The organism is Enterobacter cloacae complex sp. ECC445, from assembly GCF_021892025.1.
GTDB lineage: Bacteria > Pseudomonadota > Gammaproteobacteria > Enterobacterales > Enterobacteriaceae > Enterobacter > Enterobacter chengduensis.
This window is the reverse complement of record NZ_JAKLRZ010000010.1, coordinates 15,649-32,688: the sequence shown is the minus strand read 5'-3', so window position 1 is coordinate 32,688 and position 17,040 is coordinate 15,649. Positions and strand designations below refer to the sequence as shown.

General features: G+C 44.0%; 14 protein-coding genes. 1 reads left to right on the top strand and 13 read right to left on the bottom strand.

Going from position 1 to position 17,040, the window contains the following annotated elements; genetic code table 11:
- Positions 1-28: 28 nt before the first annotated feature.
- The 11 genes from L6R44_RS10920 to trhI form a co-directional block, all read right to left on the bottom strand.
- A complete protein-coding gene (locus tag L6R44_RS10920; RefSeq protein WP_237424187.1) occupies positions 29-553 on the bottom strand; it encodes a hypothetical protein in 525 nt (174 codons plus the stop codon).
- 267 nt (positions 554-820) lie between these two features.
- Complete coding sequence (locus tag L6R44_RS10915) at positions 821-2,053, bottom strand: DUF7146 domain-containing protein (protein ID WP_237424186.1); 1,233 nt, start codon at positions 2,051-2,053, stop codon at positions 821-823.
- A gap of 116 nt (positions 2,054-2,169) precedes the next feature.
- On the bottom strand, positions 2,170-2,388 hold the full coding sequence (locus L6R44_RS10910; RefSeq protein WP_237424185.1) for a hypothetical protein: 219 nt from the start codon (positions 2,386-2,388) through the stop codon (positions 2,170-2,172).
- A gap of 69 nt (positions 2,389-2,457) precedes the next feature.
- Positions 2,458-4,440 (bottom strand): VWA domain-containing protein, encoded by a 1,983-nt coding sequence (locus tag L6R44_RS10905; protein WP_237424184.1) that lies wholly within the window; start codon positions 4,438-4,440, stop codon positions 2,458-2,460.
- Positions 4,441-4,509: 69 nt separating this feature from the next.
- On the bottom strand, positions 4,510-5,622 hold the full coding sequence (locus L6R44_RS10900; protein WP_237424183.1) for a DUF3150 domain-containing protein: 1,113 nt from the start codon (positions 5,620-5,622) through the stop codon (positions 4,510-4,512).
- A gap of 77 nt (positions 5,623-5,699) precedes the next feature.
- Positions 5,700-5,987, bottom strand: a complete 288-nt coding sequence (locus L6R44_RS10895) for a hypothetical protein (RefSeq protein ID WP_237424182.1) — start codon at positions 5,985-5,987, stop codon at positions 5,700-5,702.
- Between the two features lie 11 nt (positions 5,988-5,998).
- Positions 5,999-7,060 (bottom strand): ATP-binding protein, encoded by a 1,062-nt coding sequence (locus tag L6R44_RS10890; protein ID WP_237424181.1) that lies wholly within the window; start codon positions 7,058-7,060, stop codon positions 5,999-6,001.
- Positions 7,061-7,116: 56 nt separating this feature from the next.
- Positions 7,117-8,106, bottom strand: coding sequence for a hypothetical protein (locus L6R44_RS10885; protein WP_237424180.1), 990 nt, complete (start codon positions 8,104-8,106; stop codon positions 7,117-7,119).
- Between the two features lie 61 nt (positions 8,107-8,167).
- The gene (locus L6R44_RS10880) at positions 8,168-8,545 is read right to left on the bottom strand and encodes a hypothetical protein (RefSeq protein ID WP_237424179.1); all 378 of its coding nucleotides are present in this window, start codon (positions 8,543-8,545) and stop codon (positions 8,168-8,170) included.
- Between the two features lie 53 nt (positions 8,546-8,598).
- Positions 8,599-9,489 carry a hypothetical protein gene (locus L6R44_RS10875; RefSeq protein WP_237424178.1) on the bottom strand — a complete coding sequence of 297 codons (891 nt, stop codon included), beginning with the start codon at positions 9,487-9,489 and terminating at the stop codon, positions 8,599-8,601.
- A 387-nt stretch (positions 9,490-9,876) separates the two neighbouring features.
- Complete coding sequence (gene trhI / locus L6R44_RS10870) at positions 9,877-11,667, bottom strand: IncHI-type conjugal transfer helicase TrhI (RefSeq protein ID WP_237424177.1); 1,791 nt, start codon at positions 11,665-11,667, stop codon at positions 9,877-9,879.
- Between the two features lie 175 nt (positions 11,668-11,842).
- Here trhI and L6R44_RS10865 point away from each other — a divergent pair, with 175 nt between their 5' ends.
- On the top strand, positions 11,843-12,718 hold the full coding sequence (locus tag L6R44_RS10865) for a hypothetical protein (RefSeq protein WP_237424176.1): 876 nt from the start codon (positions 11,843-11,845) through the stop codon (positions 12,716-12,718).
- Positions 12,719-12,755: 37 nt separating this feature from the next.
- On the opposite strand, the gene trhN is transcribed toward L6R44_RS10865, so the two are convergent.
- The gene (gene trhN, locus L6R44_RS10860) at positions 12,756-15,941 is read right to left on the bottom strand and encodes an IncHI-type conjugal transfer protein TrhN (protein ID WP_272930077.1); all 3,186 of its coding nucleotides are present in this window, start codon (positions 15,939-15,941) and stop codon (positions 12,756-12,758) included.
- 15 nt (positions 15,942-15,956) lie between these two features.
- On the bottom strand, positions 15,957-17,012 hold the full coding sequence (gene trhU, locus L6R44_RS10855) for an IncHI-type conjugal transfer protein TrhU (RefSeq protein WP_237424175.1): 1,056 nt from the start codon (positions 17,010-17,012) through the stop codon (positions 15,957-15,959).
- Positions 17,013-17,040: the final 28 nt, after the last annotated feature.

Sequence of the window (17,040 nt, the reverse complement as noted above, 5' to 3'; positions counted from 1 at the left end):
TTAAGATAACTAAATGTGCAATTAGAAATCACATTAACGTCATCACTTTATCAATATAATTAACCAGCGAAGGACGCCCGTCATCTTTTGCAAACTTACGCAATTCATCAAGGTTATATGCTGGCAAATAATCGGCATAACCCTTGTTGCGCAAATCATCCACTACTTTTGTCAGATATTCAAATTTGCCAAGGCCATTCCGGACAGGCAGCGACATAGGCTTAGACAGAATTTTTTGCGCTTCTTCCCAATCAATATTACGGTGATCTCCGGTCTGCAAATCAAGGTGAACATAAGAAAATTCACGGTAATTCCCACGGCAGGTAACATAATATTCCGGAAAGAAATAGCGGTCGCAACGCAGCATACAGGTACCTGTAGGTCTTACTATATACAGCAGGCTTCTGTCACTTTCATCAATGCTCTGTTTCAAAATTCTCAAATCTACCTCATTGTCATAGAGATGATAAATCGCTGACGGGTTCGGTATAATATGTGACTTGATCACAGAAGCTAATTTATTATAAATCTCAGTTTTTAAAGATACTTTCATAATGCTCTCCAGGATAAATGAGAGCATTACCATAACGGTAATACTCCCGTTATGGGTTTTAGATTTTATGGATATACCATGTCGCAAATCCGACCGTAGCCAGAAATACCGCACATTTATTAAACTGAGCAAGCATCTCAGCCGTAAATCTCACCCAAAAGGCGAGTGATTTTCACGAAGAAAAACGGTAATTCCTTTTTAATAAAGGTTGCATAATCTTTATTAAAAAGGATACCCCCCCCGCAAAATGCGGGGGAGTTATCGGGTTTAAAGCTGAGCCAGTTTCGAAGGTCCCCAGATAACAGGGAAACCGTCTGGACCAGCCAGATTCAGCACATCGTTCCAGTCAATCCCCTTCTTGCCTTCAGGGATCTCACTATCTGGTTCGAATACTGTCACTGTCAGTTCTGAAGCTGGATAGCGCTTTGTCAGAAACTCTGTCATGCGAGCCTGAAGCTTATTTGCAGCTTCACGACCGGCACACAGGCCCTGACTATTAGCACGATCCTTATCCGACCAGATGTAAAACTGAATAGTTTTAACGTCCGGAGGGGGCAATAAAGAATCGGGAATGACAACGTTCTCCAGACACCAGGCTGAGCTTGCAGCCCAGCACGGTGTTGAAGTCGCTTCAGTTACAGACAGCGCGTTTTCAATTCCTTCGGCCACACCGAGCGTCCAGGTCTTAGACCCTTTGGCATAGTGTGGATCGAACAGCTGAATTGAAGCACCAAGCAGATCCGCAGGTGGCTTCATCATCAGTTTCGGAGTCTCTACAGGCGCCTTATCACCACTCTTTTCAACGTACGTTCTGTGCAAGGTCAGGGCCCGCCCGCGAGTATCCCGCAGAATGGCCACCATCCCCGGATAAATCAGACTGGACTGCGCGTCTTTATCCCAGTAGTACAGGCGAGGGTTATAGCCCAGGTCGGCGGGCAGGTGACTCAGGATACGTGAAAGTCCACGCTTCCGGAGATACTCAGCAACCGGTGAATCAGGGCTAATTTCGCGAGTGTAGTGATACATAACTTCAAGTTTACGAAGCCGGGTCGCAATCTCTTCAGCTGACAGAGACTCATGTTGCTTCACGATTTCGTGATATTTACGCTCACTTTCTATGTCCGAGCGCGTCATCGGTGCAGCCAAATCCATGCCAAAAAAATCTGTCAGGATCTTCTTACACGTCTGCGTTTTGCTCATCTGATAATATTCAGCCAGCACGTCAATCCCATCACAGAAGGCATTTATCGGGAAGTCATTGTGAATGGCACAACCCGTGTACAAATCTTTGTGGCGGAATCTGAACTTAGACTTACCCGCATTGGTAAAGGGGCAAGCCACTTGTCCAGGGGCTTTCGTGACGGCTAAATCAAAAGCAGCGATTTTTTCAAACACTGAACGCCATCCGCCCACTTCCGCTATGCGGGCGTGGACAAGTTTTATAAAGTGTTCGGAAATTTCCTGCGGGCTGCCCTGAACTGCTGAGGAAACATAAGTCATTTTATTCTCTCTTATCTGACATTGTGGGTTTCGCAATGTCTTCTGCGTATCAGAGGACATTGAGAAACCCACAACGCAGAATTTAAGAAAGAGGGCCAGTTAAGGCCCTCATAAAATTAAGCTTCAGTGAAGCCCTGTTTTTCCAGTCGTTGAATGAAGTCACCAACGAGCACCTGAGTTTTATGAATTTCATCCTCGGGTATAGAAACTTCCCGAAGAATAATTTCCTTTGGCTCAGTGTCATTAATGACTTCACCTATACGACCAAAAATACGGATCTTATGTTTTTGCCCCTCAACTTCATGCACAACACGGTAGGTTTTTATCTGACTCATAATTTGCTCCATTAACCTTCAAGGAGCAAATAACCCCAAGGGGCCGTTTGCCCCAATCGGGTAGAGTTTTTAATTGGTGAGAATATCCATAACCAGCTTATTAACTTCTAAAGCCAGCATTGAGATATCCTCAACATTTACGAAAGTACCGGACTTAAAACCTTCAAGTTCGTCGGTATTAATTCCAATACCTGCGACTTCTATTCCGTTCTTATCAGCCAGTTTTAATACTTCCTCAACTGAATAATTCGACCTTGTTGGTTCCCCATCGGTAATCAACAAGACAATTTTTCTGTCGAACTGACTCTCTAACAACAGATCGTGTGCGACCTTTAAAGCATCCCCGGTGGGAGTATGACTACCGGGTTTACCCAGGTCGAACCGTGAAATTGTTTCCTCCACCGACTGGTCGAAAGATTTAATAATTTCACAGGCTTCAGTTCTGTAGGGAAAAAGCATATTAGCAACATGCATATTCCCGTAACTTTGCAATGCCAGAGACAATGCAAGGTCGGCTTTTATTGCGTGGATATAACGATCATCACTGGCCATGGAGGCGGAGATATCTCTGAGGATAACAATGCCTATGTGGCCACGACTCTTCGATGCGCCCGGTGTCCGGAATACATCCCGTACACCCATGGGGGCCTGTATCAGCCGCCCCGGGTCAAACGTAACGCCTCTGTCCCGTGTCTTATTCATGGTCCGGACATTTGCCTGTTGTAGCATCGACAAATCATCGGCCACGGTCTGACTCAGACGCACTGCTTCGTTATAAACATCAATATCAATTGGCAGGTCTGGCAAATCCCATGGGCTACCACCAAATTCAGCCTTAATGGCCGCAGGGCAAGCCTCAGCGATTTGCTCCACCAGACCGGCGAGTTGGTCATGGTAATCCGGGCTTTCTTCATCACACTCCAGAAAATCATTCAGAAGTGCCTCAAGCTTCGCCCATTGCTCTGAGGAAAAGTTACTTTCCTCTTCACCAGCAGTTTCATCAGCTTGACCGTTTTCCTGGTCCGATTGCCCATCCTTTTCAGTCTCGTTGCCGTTCTGTGCTTCACTTTCACCCGTCGCTTCCTCAGTATTGTTTCCTGAGTGTTCATCCGGGTCTGGTTCAGCATTAGAATCATCAGCATCAGACTTCTGGTCATCACTCTGAGCATCACTGTCATCCGCGTCGTCATCAGCATTACTGTCTGATTCTTCCTCGGCTTCAGGTTGATTATCAGAATCATCAGCATCAGGGGTCTGATCATCAGTCTGACCTCGGTCCTGTTGCCGCTCTTTTGCCTCATCGCGCATGCGCTCGATCAGGCTGAGAGTTTGTTTGGCCAGTCGAATAGCATCACCGGTACACCTGCTGCTGTGTGCGTCGTGAATGATATCCGTAAGTTCAGACAAATAGGGTTTCAGAAGCGTAGCCGCGAACTCAAAAAAAGGTTCGAGTATCGCTGCCTGCCCTTCCTGTTTAAGGACCTCAACTCGCATTGAATTGAGTAAAAACCCTTCCAGGAACCTTACCGGATCAGGCTGGGATGACGTTATATCGCAGGTCATCAAACCTGCCTCAACCATCAACTGATAGGTTCTGGCAAGACGGGGACCCGCCTGGGCAAAATCGCCACCAACTTGTCGCTCCATCTGTATATCATCAAAGAGGTTTATCAACCCCCCCAGTCGGCGCGATTTAGCATATGCCGCCCTTTTGAGTGCAGGGGTATCAAACATTCCTTCATGATTGCTGTCGAGAGACTGGAAACCTGGGGAGGAAGACAAGACAGCTTCCATTTCTTCCTGCCACTGGTCACTATCAGTATATCTACCGTGTCCTGCCTCATGACAAATAAAACCTTCAGTTAACTCTACAAATTTCTGGTCGCTGTAATCTCCATTTGGAAGAACACAAAGATTACGTGAAGGACTAAAATACGGGCCTTTTACGCCAGAGGATATAATAACGGTTATATCAGGTATTCCACTGATGACGTTTGCAATATTCTTAAGACGCTGTATGTGCCGAGGTGAATTTTTTAAATCGAATTTCATTTGAGTACCTTAAAAAATTAGGGTACTCACCCGGAAGGTGAAGTACCCATCCGGGAAATTGAAATATGATTACCAACCGTTTAGAGACATTTCATCGTCCTCTTCAACTTCAGCCATGGATTGCGCTGGAGCGTTAGACGATTTCAGAACTGAATCCTTCACTTCGGGCTCGGCTACGATGACTTTTGAAGCTGAACCAAAAACATCAGCCGACATTAACTCGTCAGCCAGGTCCACACCAGAAGCCAGCGATTTATTTACAGAAGGCATATTGAATGAGTGGGTAATAGATTCCAACCAATCCGTTATTTTTTGCTCTCCTGAAATAATTCGCTTCAGCATTGCTGCGTCACTCATGAATAAAAACCATTGATGCAGAACAGCAACATCACGCGGCTCATTAATTGCACCCGCAGGTAAATTACTTATGATGTGGTTGATAGCATCTGCAAGAACCGACGCTTCTTTATGAATAAACATAAAGCTGATGATCTTGTTTTGCATTTGCTTAAGTCTGGAAATAGTGCTTGAGCGCATATTGTCATTTTTGCTGATTTTTGCATAAACCTTAGATGCCTCATCGGCAAGGTCAATCAGCAACTGGTCCTGATAGAGACTGTCAGTCTCCTCCCCTTCAACGCTTATCGGGTTAAAAGGGATGAAATGCGCAAGATTGAATCGGAAAGAATTTTTGAAATCCTCTTTCGATAACTTGAGCTGGTCAATCAGGTTTGCCATTTTCGGGCTGCGATCTTTTTCAGCCTGAATATGCACTTCATAGTTTTCAAGAACCTTTTCAATACCTGCCTCGAACTCCCGCTGGATTTCCTGAGCTTCTTCCAGGAACTCCTGCATGCTTGTCACCGGTAAAATCCACATATGACTGTAACGGATGCACAGGCGGGAACAGAGAGATGATATTCTGCTGGTGATCGTGCTCTTGAAACTTAGTGCCTTTACATCTATCCAGCGAACCTCGCTTTTGGCGACACTCTTCTGGTTAGTGACATCGGTGCCCTCGTAGGAGAGTTCAATCTCCCCGGTACGACGTGCCCCCTGACACCCACTGATTTCAAGTTTGGTTATTACTGCACCTTCAGCAAGCTCAGGATAGCGCTTAATGAAATTAGAGCTAATCACTGCGGCATTTTCTGAAGTTAAAGTAGAAGTATTAAGAGTCATGAGTTTTCTCCAAAATAAATATGAGGGGAAAACTCCCCATACGGGAAATTTCCCCGCGTGGGTTTAAGACAATCGAATTAAAGAGTTATAAGTTCATTACCTAATTCAGTTAAGAGTGAATCAAATTCGATATTACCCTGAGGAACATATCCTGCTTCAGAATATTCCTTAACCACATCAAATATGTCCACCTTTAATGGCTTAACTTCATACAATGTTCTATCTGCATCCACCGGGGAAAGTAAAATCATTTCAGTACCGGTTCCCGCAATCACTATGAAAGATTTACCATCATAACTTAATAAGTAATGAAACTTCAGATGTGATAAGTTATTTAATTCAAGTTTAATTCTTGAATAGCTCACCCCATCTATTGTTACTTTTTTGCGAGCAAATCTCCCATAGATGAATTCTTCACATCACCAAGGACAAGGTCTATGGCTTCTGTTACGAGTTCATTTGCATGGAGAGGCAAAGCTGCTGAAAACGCGATTTCAAAGGTCTTAAGCAGTGCCAGGTTTGATAACGTCAATGACGTTGCCACCCAGGTCACCAACTGACGCAAATCCATCACGCAATCTTCAACGCCAATGTTATTCACCGAGACAGCCGTCGATACGAACTTCGAAACAACCGCTGCTGGCAGATGATTGAAACGTTGCATAAGAACACCAGTCAAAAACACTTCGTCAGGCCTTTCCATTTCAACGATCAGAAAACGCTTTATGAAAGCCGCATCCTGACGCTGTGACGAAACAAAGCGACGAGCCCCACCATTCATGTTCGTGTTGGCTGTGCCCATAAAGCGAGTAAACTCGCTAGGATGAACTACCTCACCACCATTGGCACTCACGGACCAGGGTTTGCGTTCGATTGGCATGTGCAATTTTGCCGCTGTATCAGGGTCGATCTTGTCAATTTCATCCAGCAGGATTAGATGACCATCACGAAAACCCTTAACCAGTTCACTCAATACAAATCCAGTATTTCCGTCAATCAGACTTCGTTCACCTTCGAGCTCATCAGCACGTATGTTGCTGTTGATTTGCTTTATAGTGAGTGGCCAGTTCATCATATGACTGATGTACATCGCCATTTCCGTTTTTCCCGACCCCGACTCTCCTTTCAGACAGAGACTTAAATCCAGATTCGTCGTCACCAAAAGCTTTACTACCTGCTCAAGGATTCGTGGATTCGGGATGTAGTCTTTATTCAGAGGGGCACGGTAAGGTGTCTGTTTTTTGAATACTGGTACAATCATTTTAGGATCCAGTTCCGGTATGCCGAATAAATCAGTTGCATATACCAGATAGAAAAGTTCTTTTGAATTACTGCGCTTGGGCTCGCGACATGCATCCGGAAGAAGTTCTTCAACAGGGACATTGGAAACCATTGCATCAGTATCTACTGCATTAATTGCTATAGCGGTGTTATTCATATCATTTCTCCAGATAAGCAAACACCGCACCCAGGCGAATGTTTGCCGGGGGCAATTTAATGGAATGCCATTTGACACGTCGTCATAATCTGTTTTCTAACAGACTCAACGTCATATCCAAGATGGGTTCCTATAATGTTAAATACATCAGACTTAATCCATTCTAATTCCGATTCGAAAACAGGATTAATCTGGACCCAGCCTTTAGCATCTCTTGTCGTAAGTTTATTAGTTACAACAAGGGTTTCAAATAAGTCAATTGCATCGGTGAAGGATTTCTTAAATAAAGTAACAAGTTCAGAGTCCGACCATTTCAACGCCAGCTTTTTGCTGGAGTAAAAATAATCACCATCAAAAAATGTTTCCCAGTCCGTACCATCAGAACAATCATGGAAAACCATGGTTGGATCTGATTTATACAATTCACTTTTCAATTTCATCTCTTTATAGGCATGTGTTTCGCTATACAAGAAATCCCGAAGCTGGTGACGAAATTCAATTGGATCAATTCCGTTTACAGCACAGGCCATCTCGAAAACTTCAGACATATACCATTGTGTTTCCACTATGAGCATAGGGTTCACGACTAATGAACCATCATCCTCAACATTAAAGAGATTTTTGTTTTTAATCATAAACCGCAGATTTTCAAAAGACTCCTCCATTGCGGCGACATAAATTGCCACTACAGATTCGGTATTCCAGTTGAAAACTGCTGCACCTAATTCAGCATCATATTCCGGCATACGGAAAAGATAATCATTTTCAGTGGCACGGATAATAGAGTATATGATTGCATCAACAGGAAGGTTTTTGATTTTCCGGTTCTGCTGATCGGAGTCAGAGCCAGATGGGGTTATAGCATCCGTTGGCAGGTCGTATATGTTTCTTACATTGCCATTGACGAATTCTGGATTATTATCATAACCAAGAGGTTTCCCGGTTATGTCTATATGACTTTCTTCTTCTTCATCATTCAAGTTAAATAATGCGAAAAAGTCGAGTTGCTTATCGCTACTCGAAGTGGATTTGAGCTTTATTCTCATGGGAACTCCTTGAGGGAGTCATCCCATGAGGGATGTCTCCCCCACTGGGTAAGTTAATGTATCAAGTCTGTTTGAAGCTACTTGCGCTAAATCCCTTTGTTGGTTTCGGGATATGCGCTAATTTGCTGATGGCAGTCACTCGCATATAGTCGAGAGGTTGATCTCTCCCTGCCAACTGCACAGTGTCTACAACAAGATAACCTGCAACCATCAATTCATCTCCGGATTGAACATTGGAAAAACATTCAGAATACAGCTCAGGTGACACTTTGATTTGAATTGAATATTCTCTCTCAGTTATTTCACCATTAATTTCCGTTTTCATTCTGTTTTTCAGTTTGATTAGTAGACCGGTGGAACAATCGGACACCTCTCGCTCTATTGCACTGATTACAATGCCGGAAACTTTCACTTCATTTATATACTCAAGAAATGACATATTATCTCCTTACGAGCTTAAGGAAAGCCCATAAGGGTTTCCCCTTTTCAGGATTAAAAAAAGAATACATTGATTACGATAGCCCCAACAAATATGGCCGCTGCCGATTTGCCGAGAATTTTATAAAATTTGTCACTTCTGCTTTCTGTCTGTTGCTCAAAAAGCGGATGATCAGATTGCAACCGAATGATTTTCTGTTGCTCCTGCTTTAACGCATCTTCTTTAAATTGGGCTTCCCGTTTTGCGAGAAACTCCATTTTTGGCATTATTGCATTGTCCCAACCTTTAGGACTGAAAACCGTCAACTCAGAGAATGTGTGTTCCTTCAGCGAGTCTGGGAATCCAAGTTCAAACATTAACGGTCGAACAGCACAATATAACTGCTCCACGCCTTCATAATGTGCTTTTGTCGCATTATCGAATCTCTGCCGTAACAATAAAACGTCACGTTGAGAAATGATTTCACTAAGCCAACTATTAAGTTGTGGACTGCGAAGTTCATTGGATTTATCAAGTGAATACTCAAGGTTTTCAGCATCAAGAAAAGCCTCTAATCCAAAGCGAGTAAACTCTTTCACGACAAAATCCTTTAATTCTTCTAGCGTTTTAAACATAGGTACGACTGGAGATTCCTTCAATAAATGCAAGGCCTCATCATAGCCAATTTTGTTGACTGTGATATCAATCATACTCACATAAAAAAGCTGAGTATTTTCGGCAAGATTTACCCCTAAGATAGACACTGGCTTCAGAGTTCGCAGTTCTATTGCAACCGGTTCCTCATCAGAAAGAATAACTAAAACATCATTATCTTTGTCTGAATGATTTAACAAGACAGACTTCAGGTCATCTAATTTCTTTTCATTACCCGGTGATTCCAGTTCAGGAACGAGGGTACCGAAAACTTTAAGTAAAACATTGCTGCGAGCTTTATTTTTAGCCATTTTAGTCACCTTAAATTTTTTGAAGGAAGAAATAATAAAATTTCAACACTAAGGCAAAGCCTGTCATTCATCTCCCGTAAGCTATGAACCGCCTGATTTATACTTTCTGGCATTAAAAGTACGCAACTAAATTAGCCCCTTGAGGGAGCTAAAGAAGTTACGATTTGGTAAATCGGGTTGGCCTTATGACATGAGGTATCGCACCTGCGAAAAGAAAAGTAACTTTTCCGCAGGTGTCTAGCAGCCCTGGTAGGCTGGCCGCTTTTCACGGCATATTGGCGCTGGAGCGCAAACTAAATGTGTAGCAGGCGCTACATAAAATTTGAGAACAAAAAAACTGTTCCTTTCCTTTATAGCCTATTTATCGAAACTTGTAAATCGAAGTTCCTATATATTTTCAGAACTTTTTTCCTGTGTATGATTAATTGCGGCATTTTTTACTTTTTCTTCACCGCATTCATTCAGAAAGAATGACGGATCACCGTACCACATGACATATAACTCCCGTTCAGCCCGCGTCATTCCAACGAAAAGTAATCTTCGCTCTTCTTCTATCGCTTCAGGACCAACTGACCGTTTACTGGGGATTTGGTCTGCATTGCAACTCAATATAATAACCCGGGGCCACTCAAGACCTTTTGACCCATGGAGAGTCGAAAGAACTACTTTATCTGGCGTGTATTCCTGATTTTTAAGTTTTGGACCAAGGCACATCGCCGCCGCTCTATTTATCATGTTTTCCCAGCCGCTTTTTTCAGCCCACTGCTGGCATGTATCAAGTGCGATCCGGCTCAGAGAAGGTGTTCCCTTATTTGTTTTCATTTTAATGGAAGCCATTTCCATCCATTTAACAAGATTTCCAATACGCCGTGCGATTTCAGCTTTGTCGTGGCTGTTTTCCTTAAACCGCCTGAAATGCGTATGCAATGTCCGGGATTCAGTACTGCTTTCTTCCGGAAGACTCACGTCATCAAAAGTTACTTTTCTCGATTTCATTCGCTCATGAACCTGGTCAAGGATTCGCTCATGCTCACCAAATAGCGCAAGGACACGCTTCATAAGTCGCTTATCGCTGGCCTGCCGAAAAAATGCCATAAGGTGTAAAACGTCGCTTGTTTCCTTTTCATCCCAAAATGATTTACCACCATACCGTATCACCGGCTGCGTAATGAAACTTTCTATCTGATCCAGATGTGCATTCCCTCGGCTTAAGATGGCCCAGCCATACGGGTCCTTTTCTATCAACTTTAGGACTGCTTGGATCTGATCCTCCATGCTAACAAAACTTTGAAAAGTGACTTTTCCTCCACCTTTCTTCGATGAGCGCAAATCCTTTGCGTACCGGTATACGTTTTTGGTTATTAGCGCATCTGCTATAGATAAGATTTCCGGCTCACAGCGAAAGCATGTGTTCAGGTAAAAAATATTCGGTCGAAAGTTTTTTTCAAATTGTTGAAAAATTTTCACTCCGCCAGAGGCCCGGAATGAATAAATTGCCTGGTCATCATCTCCGACTATGCTCGTATTCACACCAGCACGTGTGTGCTGTGCAATCCAGGCGTACTGGATAGAGTCCGTGTCCTGGACCTCATCTACGATAAGATGCGTCAAATCAAGCGGCCTCATTTTTCCCGAATGCATCTGACTGACAACGAAACGGGACAATGCATTCAGGTCGGCAACATTATCCTTTTGGCAGAGTGCCTGGTAAACGTTGAAAAGGTGGATTTGCTGCCGCGTATGTCTTACGGAAATGATATCCGGGTCCATTTCCCGTCCAATGCCGTCAATGGCAAATTCGGCCTCAGGGTATTTAAATATGACACCGGCTTCTTTAATAGAACGATGAATGACAGATCGTTGTGCGGAACTGATGAGCATCTTCCCGGGCCAGCCGACTGCATCCAGCTGCATTTTAACGAACCCGTGAAACGTGTTCACCATGACTCTTTCGTACTGTTCGGCATTGAGCTTTTTTTTAAGCTTTTCTGCCAACGAATTAGTTGCAGCACGGGTAAAAGTTACCATGCCAATCCGTGCGTATGGGGATTTAGCCAGAATAGCCACCACACCCTGAATCATGGTGAAAGATTTCCCACTACCGGGGGCAGCAATGACCATATTATTTGCACTGATATTATCAATTATTTTTTGTTGTTCCGTCGTCGGACTGCCCATATCTTCCCCTTGTCATACTGGCTCAAAATTATACCTGCTACACACCTCTCAGTTTTTTGGTTGAAGGCCTCAACTTACGTTCATCTCTCTTTTTTGTGTGTAGGGGTTATCAGGTTTTCAATCTGGTGTGAAATAATAGGTTCATAAACCACTGAGACCCTAGAAGGAAAATTGAATGAAACTGAGCCGTAAACCAATTCTGGCTGCTGTTGCAGTTCTGGCCACCAGCCTTACCGGTTGCTCCACTAACACAGGTAATGCGCCCGACACGGCGATGACAACTTCAGATCACGGTGTTTATTGGAAAGCTAATCCAAAAGATTCCATTGCTAAAAATGCTTACTCCCTCGCTGGAGTTGATGTCTCATTTAAAGATGAAGAGGTGACTCCTGGAAGTTCTGATGAAGCTGGCCTTTCGAAGTATTTAATTAACGGCACAATGGGGGCAGTAACTGGTGGGGTCAAGGGTCTGAGTATCATGTCTTTGGCTTCACTCTATAGTACTGAGGACGCTGAATTTATTACAACTGAACAATATGTTGCATTTGTGCCTAATCCAAATAATCTTCCTTTTGACGATGAATCTTTGGTAAAAGCCGGTGCCCGCACTACATTTGAATTTGTAAAAGGCAGTGCATCCAACCGGGGATTCGACGCATCAAAACGTATTGCAGCTGTGGATCAATGCAAAATCAACCGTTCGATGATGGCCAAGTTTGATGAATGCCTTTTACCATCCAAGCCTACAAAAGATATTGCATTTGATAATCGGTTATTCGAATTTCAGGCCATTCGTCCAGCAACCGGAAATGAACTCGCTATTTTAGGGCTGAAAAAAGGGTCATACTCCGTTATCCGCTATGGCCTTATGCAAACAGATCTGGCGCAAACCTCTAAAGGTTACAGCGGTTTTATCATGCGCCCAAATGTTCCCTATACTACTCCACAGCTTCCAGCAATTTCAATTAATGGCCAGGACTATTACTTGTTCAAAGGCACACTGGGGCTGAAAGGCTTCCCTGAAAAAAAACTTACCAAAAAGTTTTGGTAAATCAGAAAAGGGGCTTACGCCCCTTATTTATTAGTAACTAGTATTTTGGTATTGTGCGCCCGGATATAGGATCAACTGAGGTGGAGCCTACATCACAAATAGCGGGCCTCGGTAAATAACTGCAATCCACATTTTGTTCCTGTATTGCCTGGGAGTTTTCCTGCCTGGCCTTAATCATATTGTCCTCCCCTCCCATAGCCTCTTTCGCTCGCTCTGAAGGTAACTGATAATCTTCGTTTTTAAATGGCAGATTCCCTATAACAGATTCTTCCGTAAATGTACTGTATTGATCAGGTACCTCGCCAACTTGGACAGCATCATTAATCCACTCAGTTAAATCAATCTTATCGAAATCGAGTTGCTGGATCTGCGTAATCGACAATCCGACGCACTGGGATTTCATTGGGTCTATACCTAATTGAGGATAGGCCTGTTGCATGATCACACGGGAGAGCATTGAATTATAACAGCACATATCCGTTGCTTTCTTAACGCATTTCTTTGTAAATCCTACATTTAGATATTTAACACAGCGCTCTGTATCAAGTGTAAAACAGGACTTTTGATTTTTGTGTATCGATGCTTCCATTTCCTTCTGGTCGCATGCCACAAGCATTTCAAGTAGCATTTTAGTGACCTGGTATGCAGTGTAGATCCAGCCAATTACGTTCAGGGCAAGCATAAAGTTCGTTACCGCTGTGGAGAATACCGCATTTTGGGCAGTTGATTTTGCCGCATCAAATACGAAATCTCTAATTGCACCGGGCAATAGATCATAGGCTTTGTTCATCGCCATTTGCTTAAGCTGACCTAAACCAAAGGTTGTCATCGTATCCTGGGCTAATTGACCGGTACCAGCTGCGCCCCCCGAGGCAGACCCAACGGTACGACCAAGGTTCCCTGCAACGTTTTCATAAACGCTTGTCAGTGAACTAGTCACATTGCTCCACATCTCTCCGACTGTTTTGCCAGCTGAAGCAGTCCACTCTCCTACTGAATTGGCCATAGTTGACCATGTACCTGATTCACCACCGGTCCAACTGACCAGGGTCGAGTTCACTCTTTCCCAGTTAGTATTTCGCATCATAGAACCTGCCAGCATAATCGCATCCAGGCTGCCCGCTGTTCCCTGAGGGGCTTCACAACAGTCAGTCTTAGCCAACCCATTTACAAAGCCTACTGACCGGCCACACCATTCTTGCTTACCTTCAAAAACTGAGCAGGTGCTGGGGTCATTGGGATCAGTGCATTTGGCTTCACCCTGCATGTACTGGACCATATTTGAATATGCAACAACCTTTCCGAAGTCCCTGTTTTCTTCCTTTGGCCCGGTTTCGCACGTTCCACCTGAGCAAGGAATCATTCCAATGCAGGAATTGGTTTCAGACTCGACTTCCCTGGTTACATCGTGTCCCTTGTCGCACGTATATTTTTGTTCATACATGTAACAAGAGTTCGTACCTTCATCGAACCAACCTTCGGCACAGGTTTGTTTATCCAATACACATGCGGAATCATTTTTATAAACGCTGCATGCATCAGGCATATTTTTTATATCTTCATAGTTATAGCAAAGGTCATTTCCTTTCTCGTCTTTCATAATCTTACCATTGGCGTCATACGAGCAGATTTTGTCCTCCGCTAACGGGTCACAGAAATAACCTTCAAGGTTCGTTTTCCACGTAATGTATCCCTTATCTCCATCATATAAAGGTTTAGCCATATCCAGAACTGTGTTTGGCAGACGTTTCGTGCCTACATCAATGTCTTTAAAGTTTTTGAACCGACAGAAAGTGTTCGGCGTCTTAACGGCGTCATAGCATCCAGCAGGCTCCTGAATATGATTATCTTGAAGCTTCATATTTTGAAATTTTAATTCAACCTGGAAGTACCCTTCACCGCCACCACCGACCCAGACACGGGAGGCCATTGTCACTTCATGATCTTCCTCATCGTAAACTGATGAGGCTACCTTTTCAGTAATATCAATTGGTGCATTTAATTTCCATGATTTCTTCAGCTCCCAGTTACCCTTTGGTTGCTCATAATCATAATCCCTGTAATCGCCATCAATGTGCGCAAAAATTTGCTTGCCATCAAGAGTGACCCTCATATGGTCATCCCATTCCGCTGCAATAATCGTTGCTGATGCTAATTTTGCATCTTTGTGGAATTTAAGTGTGAGGGCATTGTCATAAACACCGTCAGTCCAGTAGTTATCATCCAGACGGCCAAACCATACCCTCACACAATTGTCCCCGCACATAGACATCTCACCATTACCTCCCGAAATGTAGACGGGAACTGAAAAGTCGCGCGTAATAGTGCAACTGCTGAAATTATCCTTTTTAGGTGAATTACAGTAAAACTCCTTATAATCTGGGTAATGCGTTGTGATAGTGCTTTTTTTAGTTTCCGTATTGCAATTTTGTAGCCAGTTGCCTGTGCCAGCGACAGCATTCCCTATTTCATTGCGACCAGCATTAAACATTGGATCATTAGGCTTTACATTCGGTGCAGGATTATCTTTATTCGCATTCACCAGTGTTCTGTAAGCAACCCCATCCATGCTCTGGGCATCAAATAATTGACCTTTTCTGTTTTTGATATCTCCGATGAATCCGTCCTCGTCCCCATATCGCCCTCCAGCATTAAACTTAATGTCTTTATGCTTTTGTTCGGAGCTAAAAATTTCCCCAGTGTTAGTCTTAGTCCCGGGTGTAGTACTTGGGTTATTGCTTATTGAGATTTTTCCATCAGCGCCGCGACTAAGGGTTTTCGCACCTTCTTTGGTGTAATTTGAATTGATCGAGTTCCCAGACATGCTGGGCAGCGATACGGCTTTACCTATCGATTTACCATCTGATGCAGCATTTCCCAATACGCTATCGTTAGAATTCGAGGCCCCATACTTCCCGACATTGAGGTTTGGAGAATCGCTTTTACCCGCATATTTCTCAGTGATCGTGCTGCTGATATCTTTACCCGAATCGGCATTTTTGTACTTCTCAACTATTTCCTGTGCGCTGGTAGTCGCGTTACGGTTCGCGTTCGGATTTGCCAGGTTGAAGTTGCTTTCGAGCTGGTCAAAAATCTGGTCCGCCGCGTAAATTCGCGGTGTCATTACAATGTTGATGAGTGAGACATAGAATGCCCAACTCAGTGTATTAGCCACCAGAGACAGGATTAGTGTTGAAGCTACGATTTTATTTGATATAATCATAAAAATCCTTTGTATTCAAGCACCTGGCGTCCAGCGAACGCAACAGTCATTGTAGCGCCACAGCATATAAACGTAGTTATCAATGCCTATTTTCTTCCTTCCGCCCTTTAATGTTGACCAATCATGTACAGAGTCACCTAAGCGATGACAACAGTCAGGTCCATTGGCCTCTGGCGTAGGGAACAACATCGATAATCGATATTGAGAGCGGGGTGTGAAGTATTCCCAGGACTTCTCGCACATCGCATCAGCCCCCATTGTTCGCATTAACATTCCCGAGCGATGAAGCTTGGTCAAAAGCCTCTGGGTGATTAGGGAACTTGTTCTTACGGCATCATCATTTGCGTAGATGTGGCCAGTAAGTGGATAGAGATTCCCATCGCATCCGGCACAAAAGTAGGCCGATAGATTGTCTTTTCCAGCAGTGACTGCAACGCAATCAGCGGCGCAGACCATCGAAGCTATTGGGTTCGCGAATACAACCGCTTCAGGGTTCAATACCAGGGTCAGAAGGTCACTTTCCCACATAGGGTCCACTTCGCTTATGTATGTCAGGCTCGCGTCAATGTAGGGTTCAGCCGTACACTCACCAATGATCAGGAGCTTTAGCATGGTCATAATGGGGAATTCCCATAAATGCACGTCGTAAAACCCTGCCTCGGTGGCCGTCATTGGCTGATTGGTGTTACTTTTTCCAATATCAAATTGAGATTTCTGCAACATCGTCCCTTCAAGGAACGGGCTGCACCACGGGCTTTTTACAACCTCTACTATTTTCACCGGTTGGAAGAAACTTAGCTGCCACCCAATTTCAGGGATACCGTTCTGGTCAGTGCAATAGCACCCGGGCCGGGAGGGAGCTGCGCCCTCTGGTGCATCACCGATCCCCATTATTCGCATAGGAAATATGCAGCTCCAGCAGATGTTTTTAACCAGACCCTGCCATACGCCAGCAGACTGGCACATCGCGCCGGGTACGCCTGTTCCAGCAGCTGAGGCTAATGCTGGCAAAGAAAGCGACAAAAAAATCGCAACGAGGATTTCTAAAAGTAACTTTTTTAGTTTCAGCACCGGTATGCTCTCTATGAATTGAAAAAGG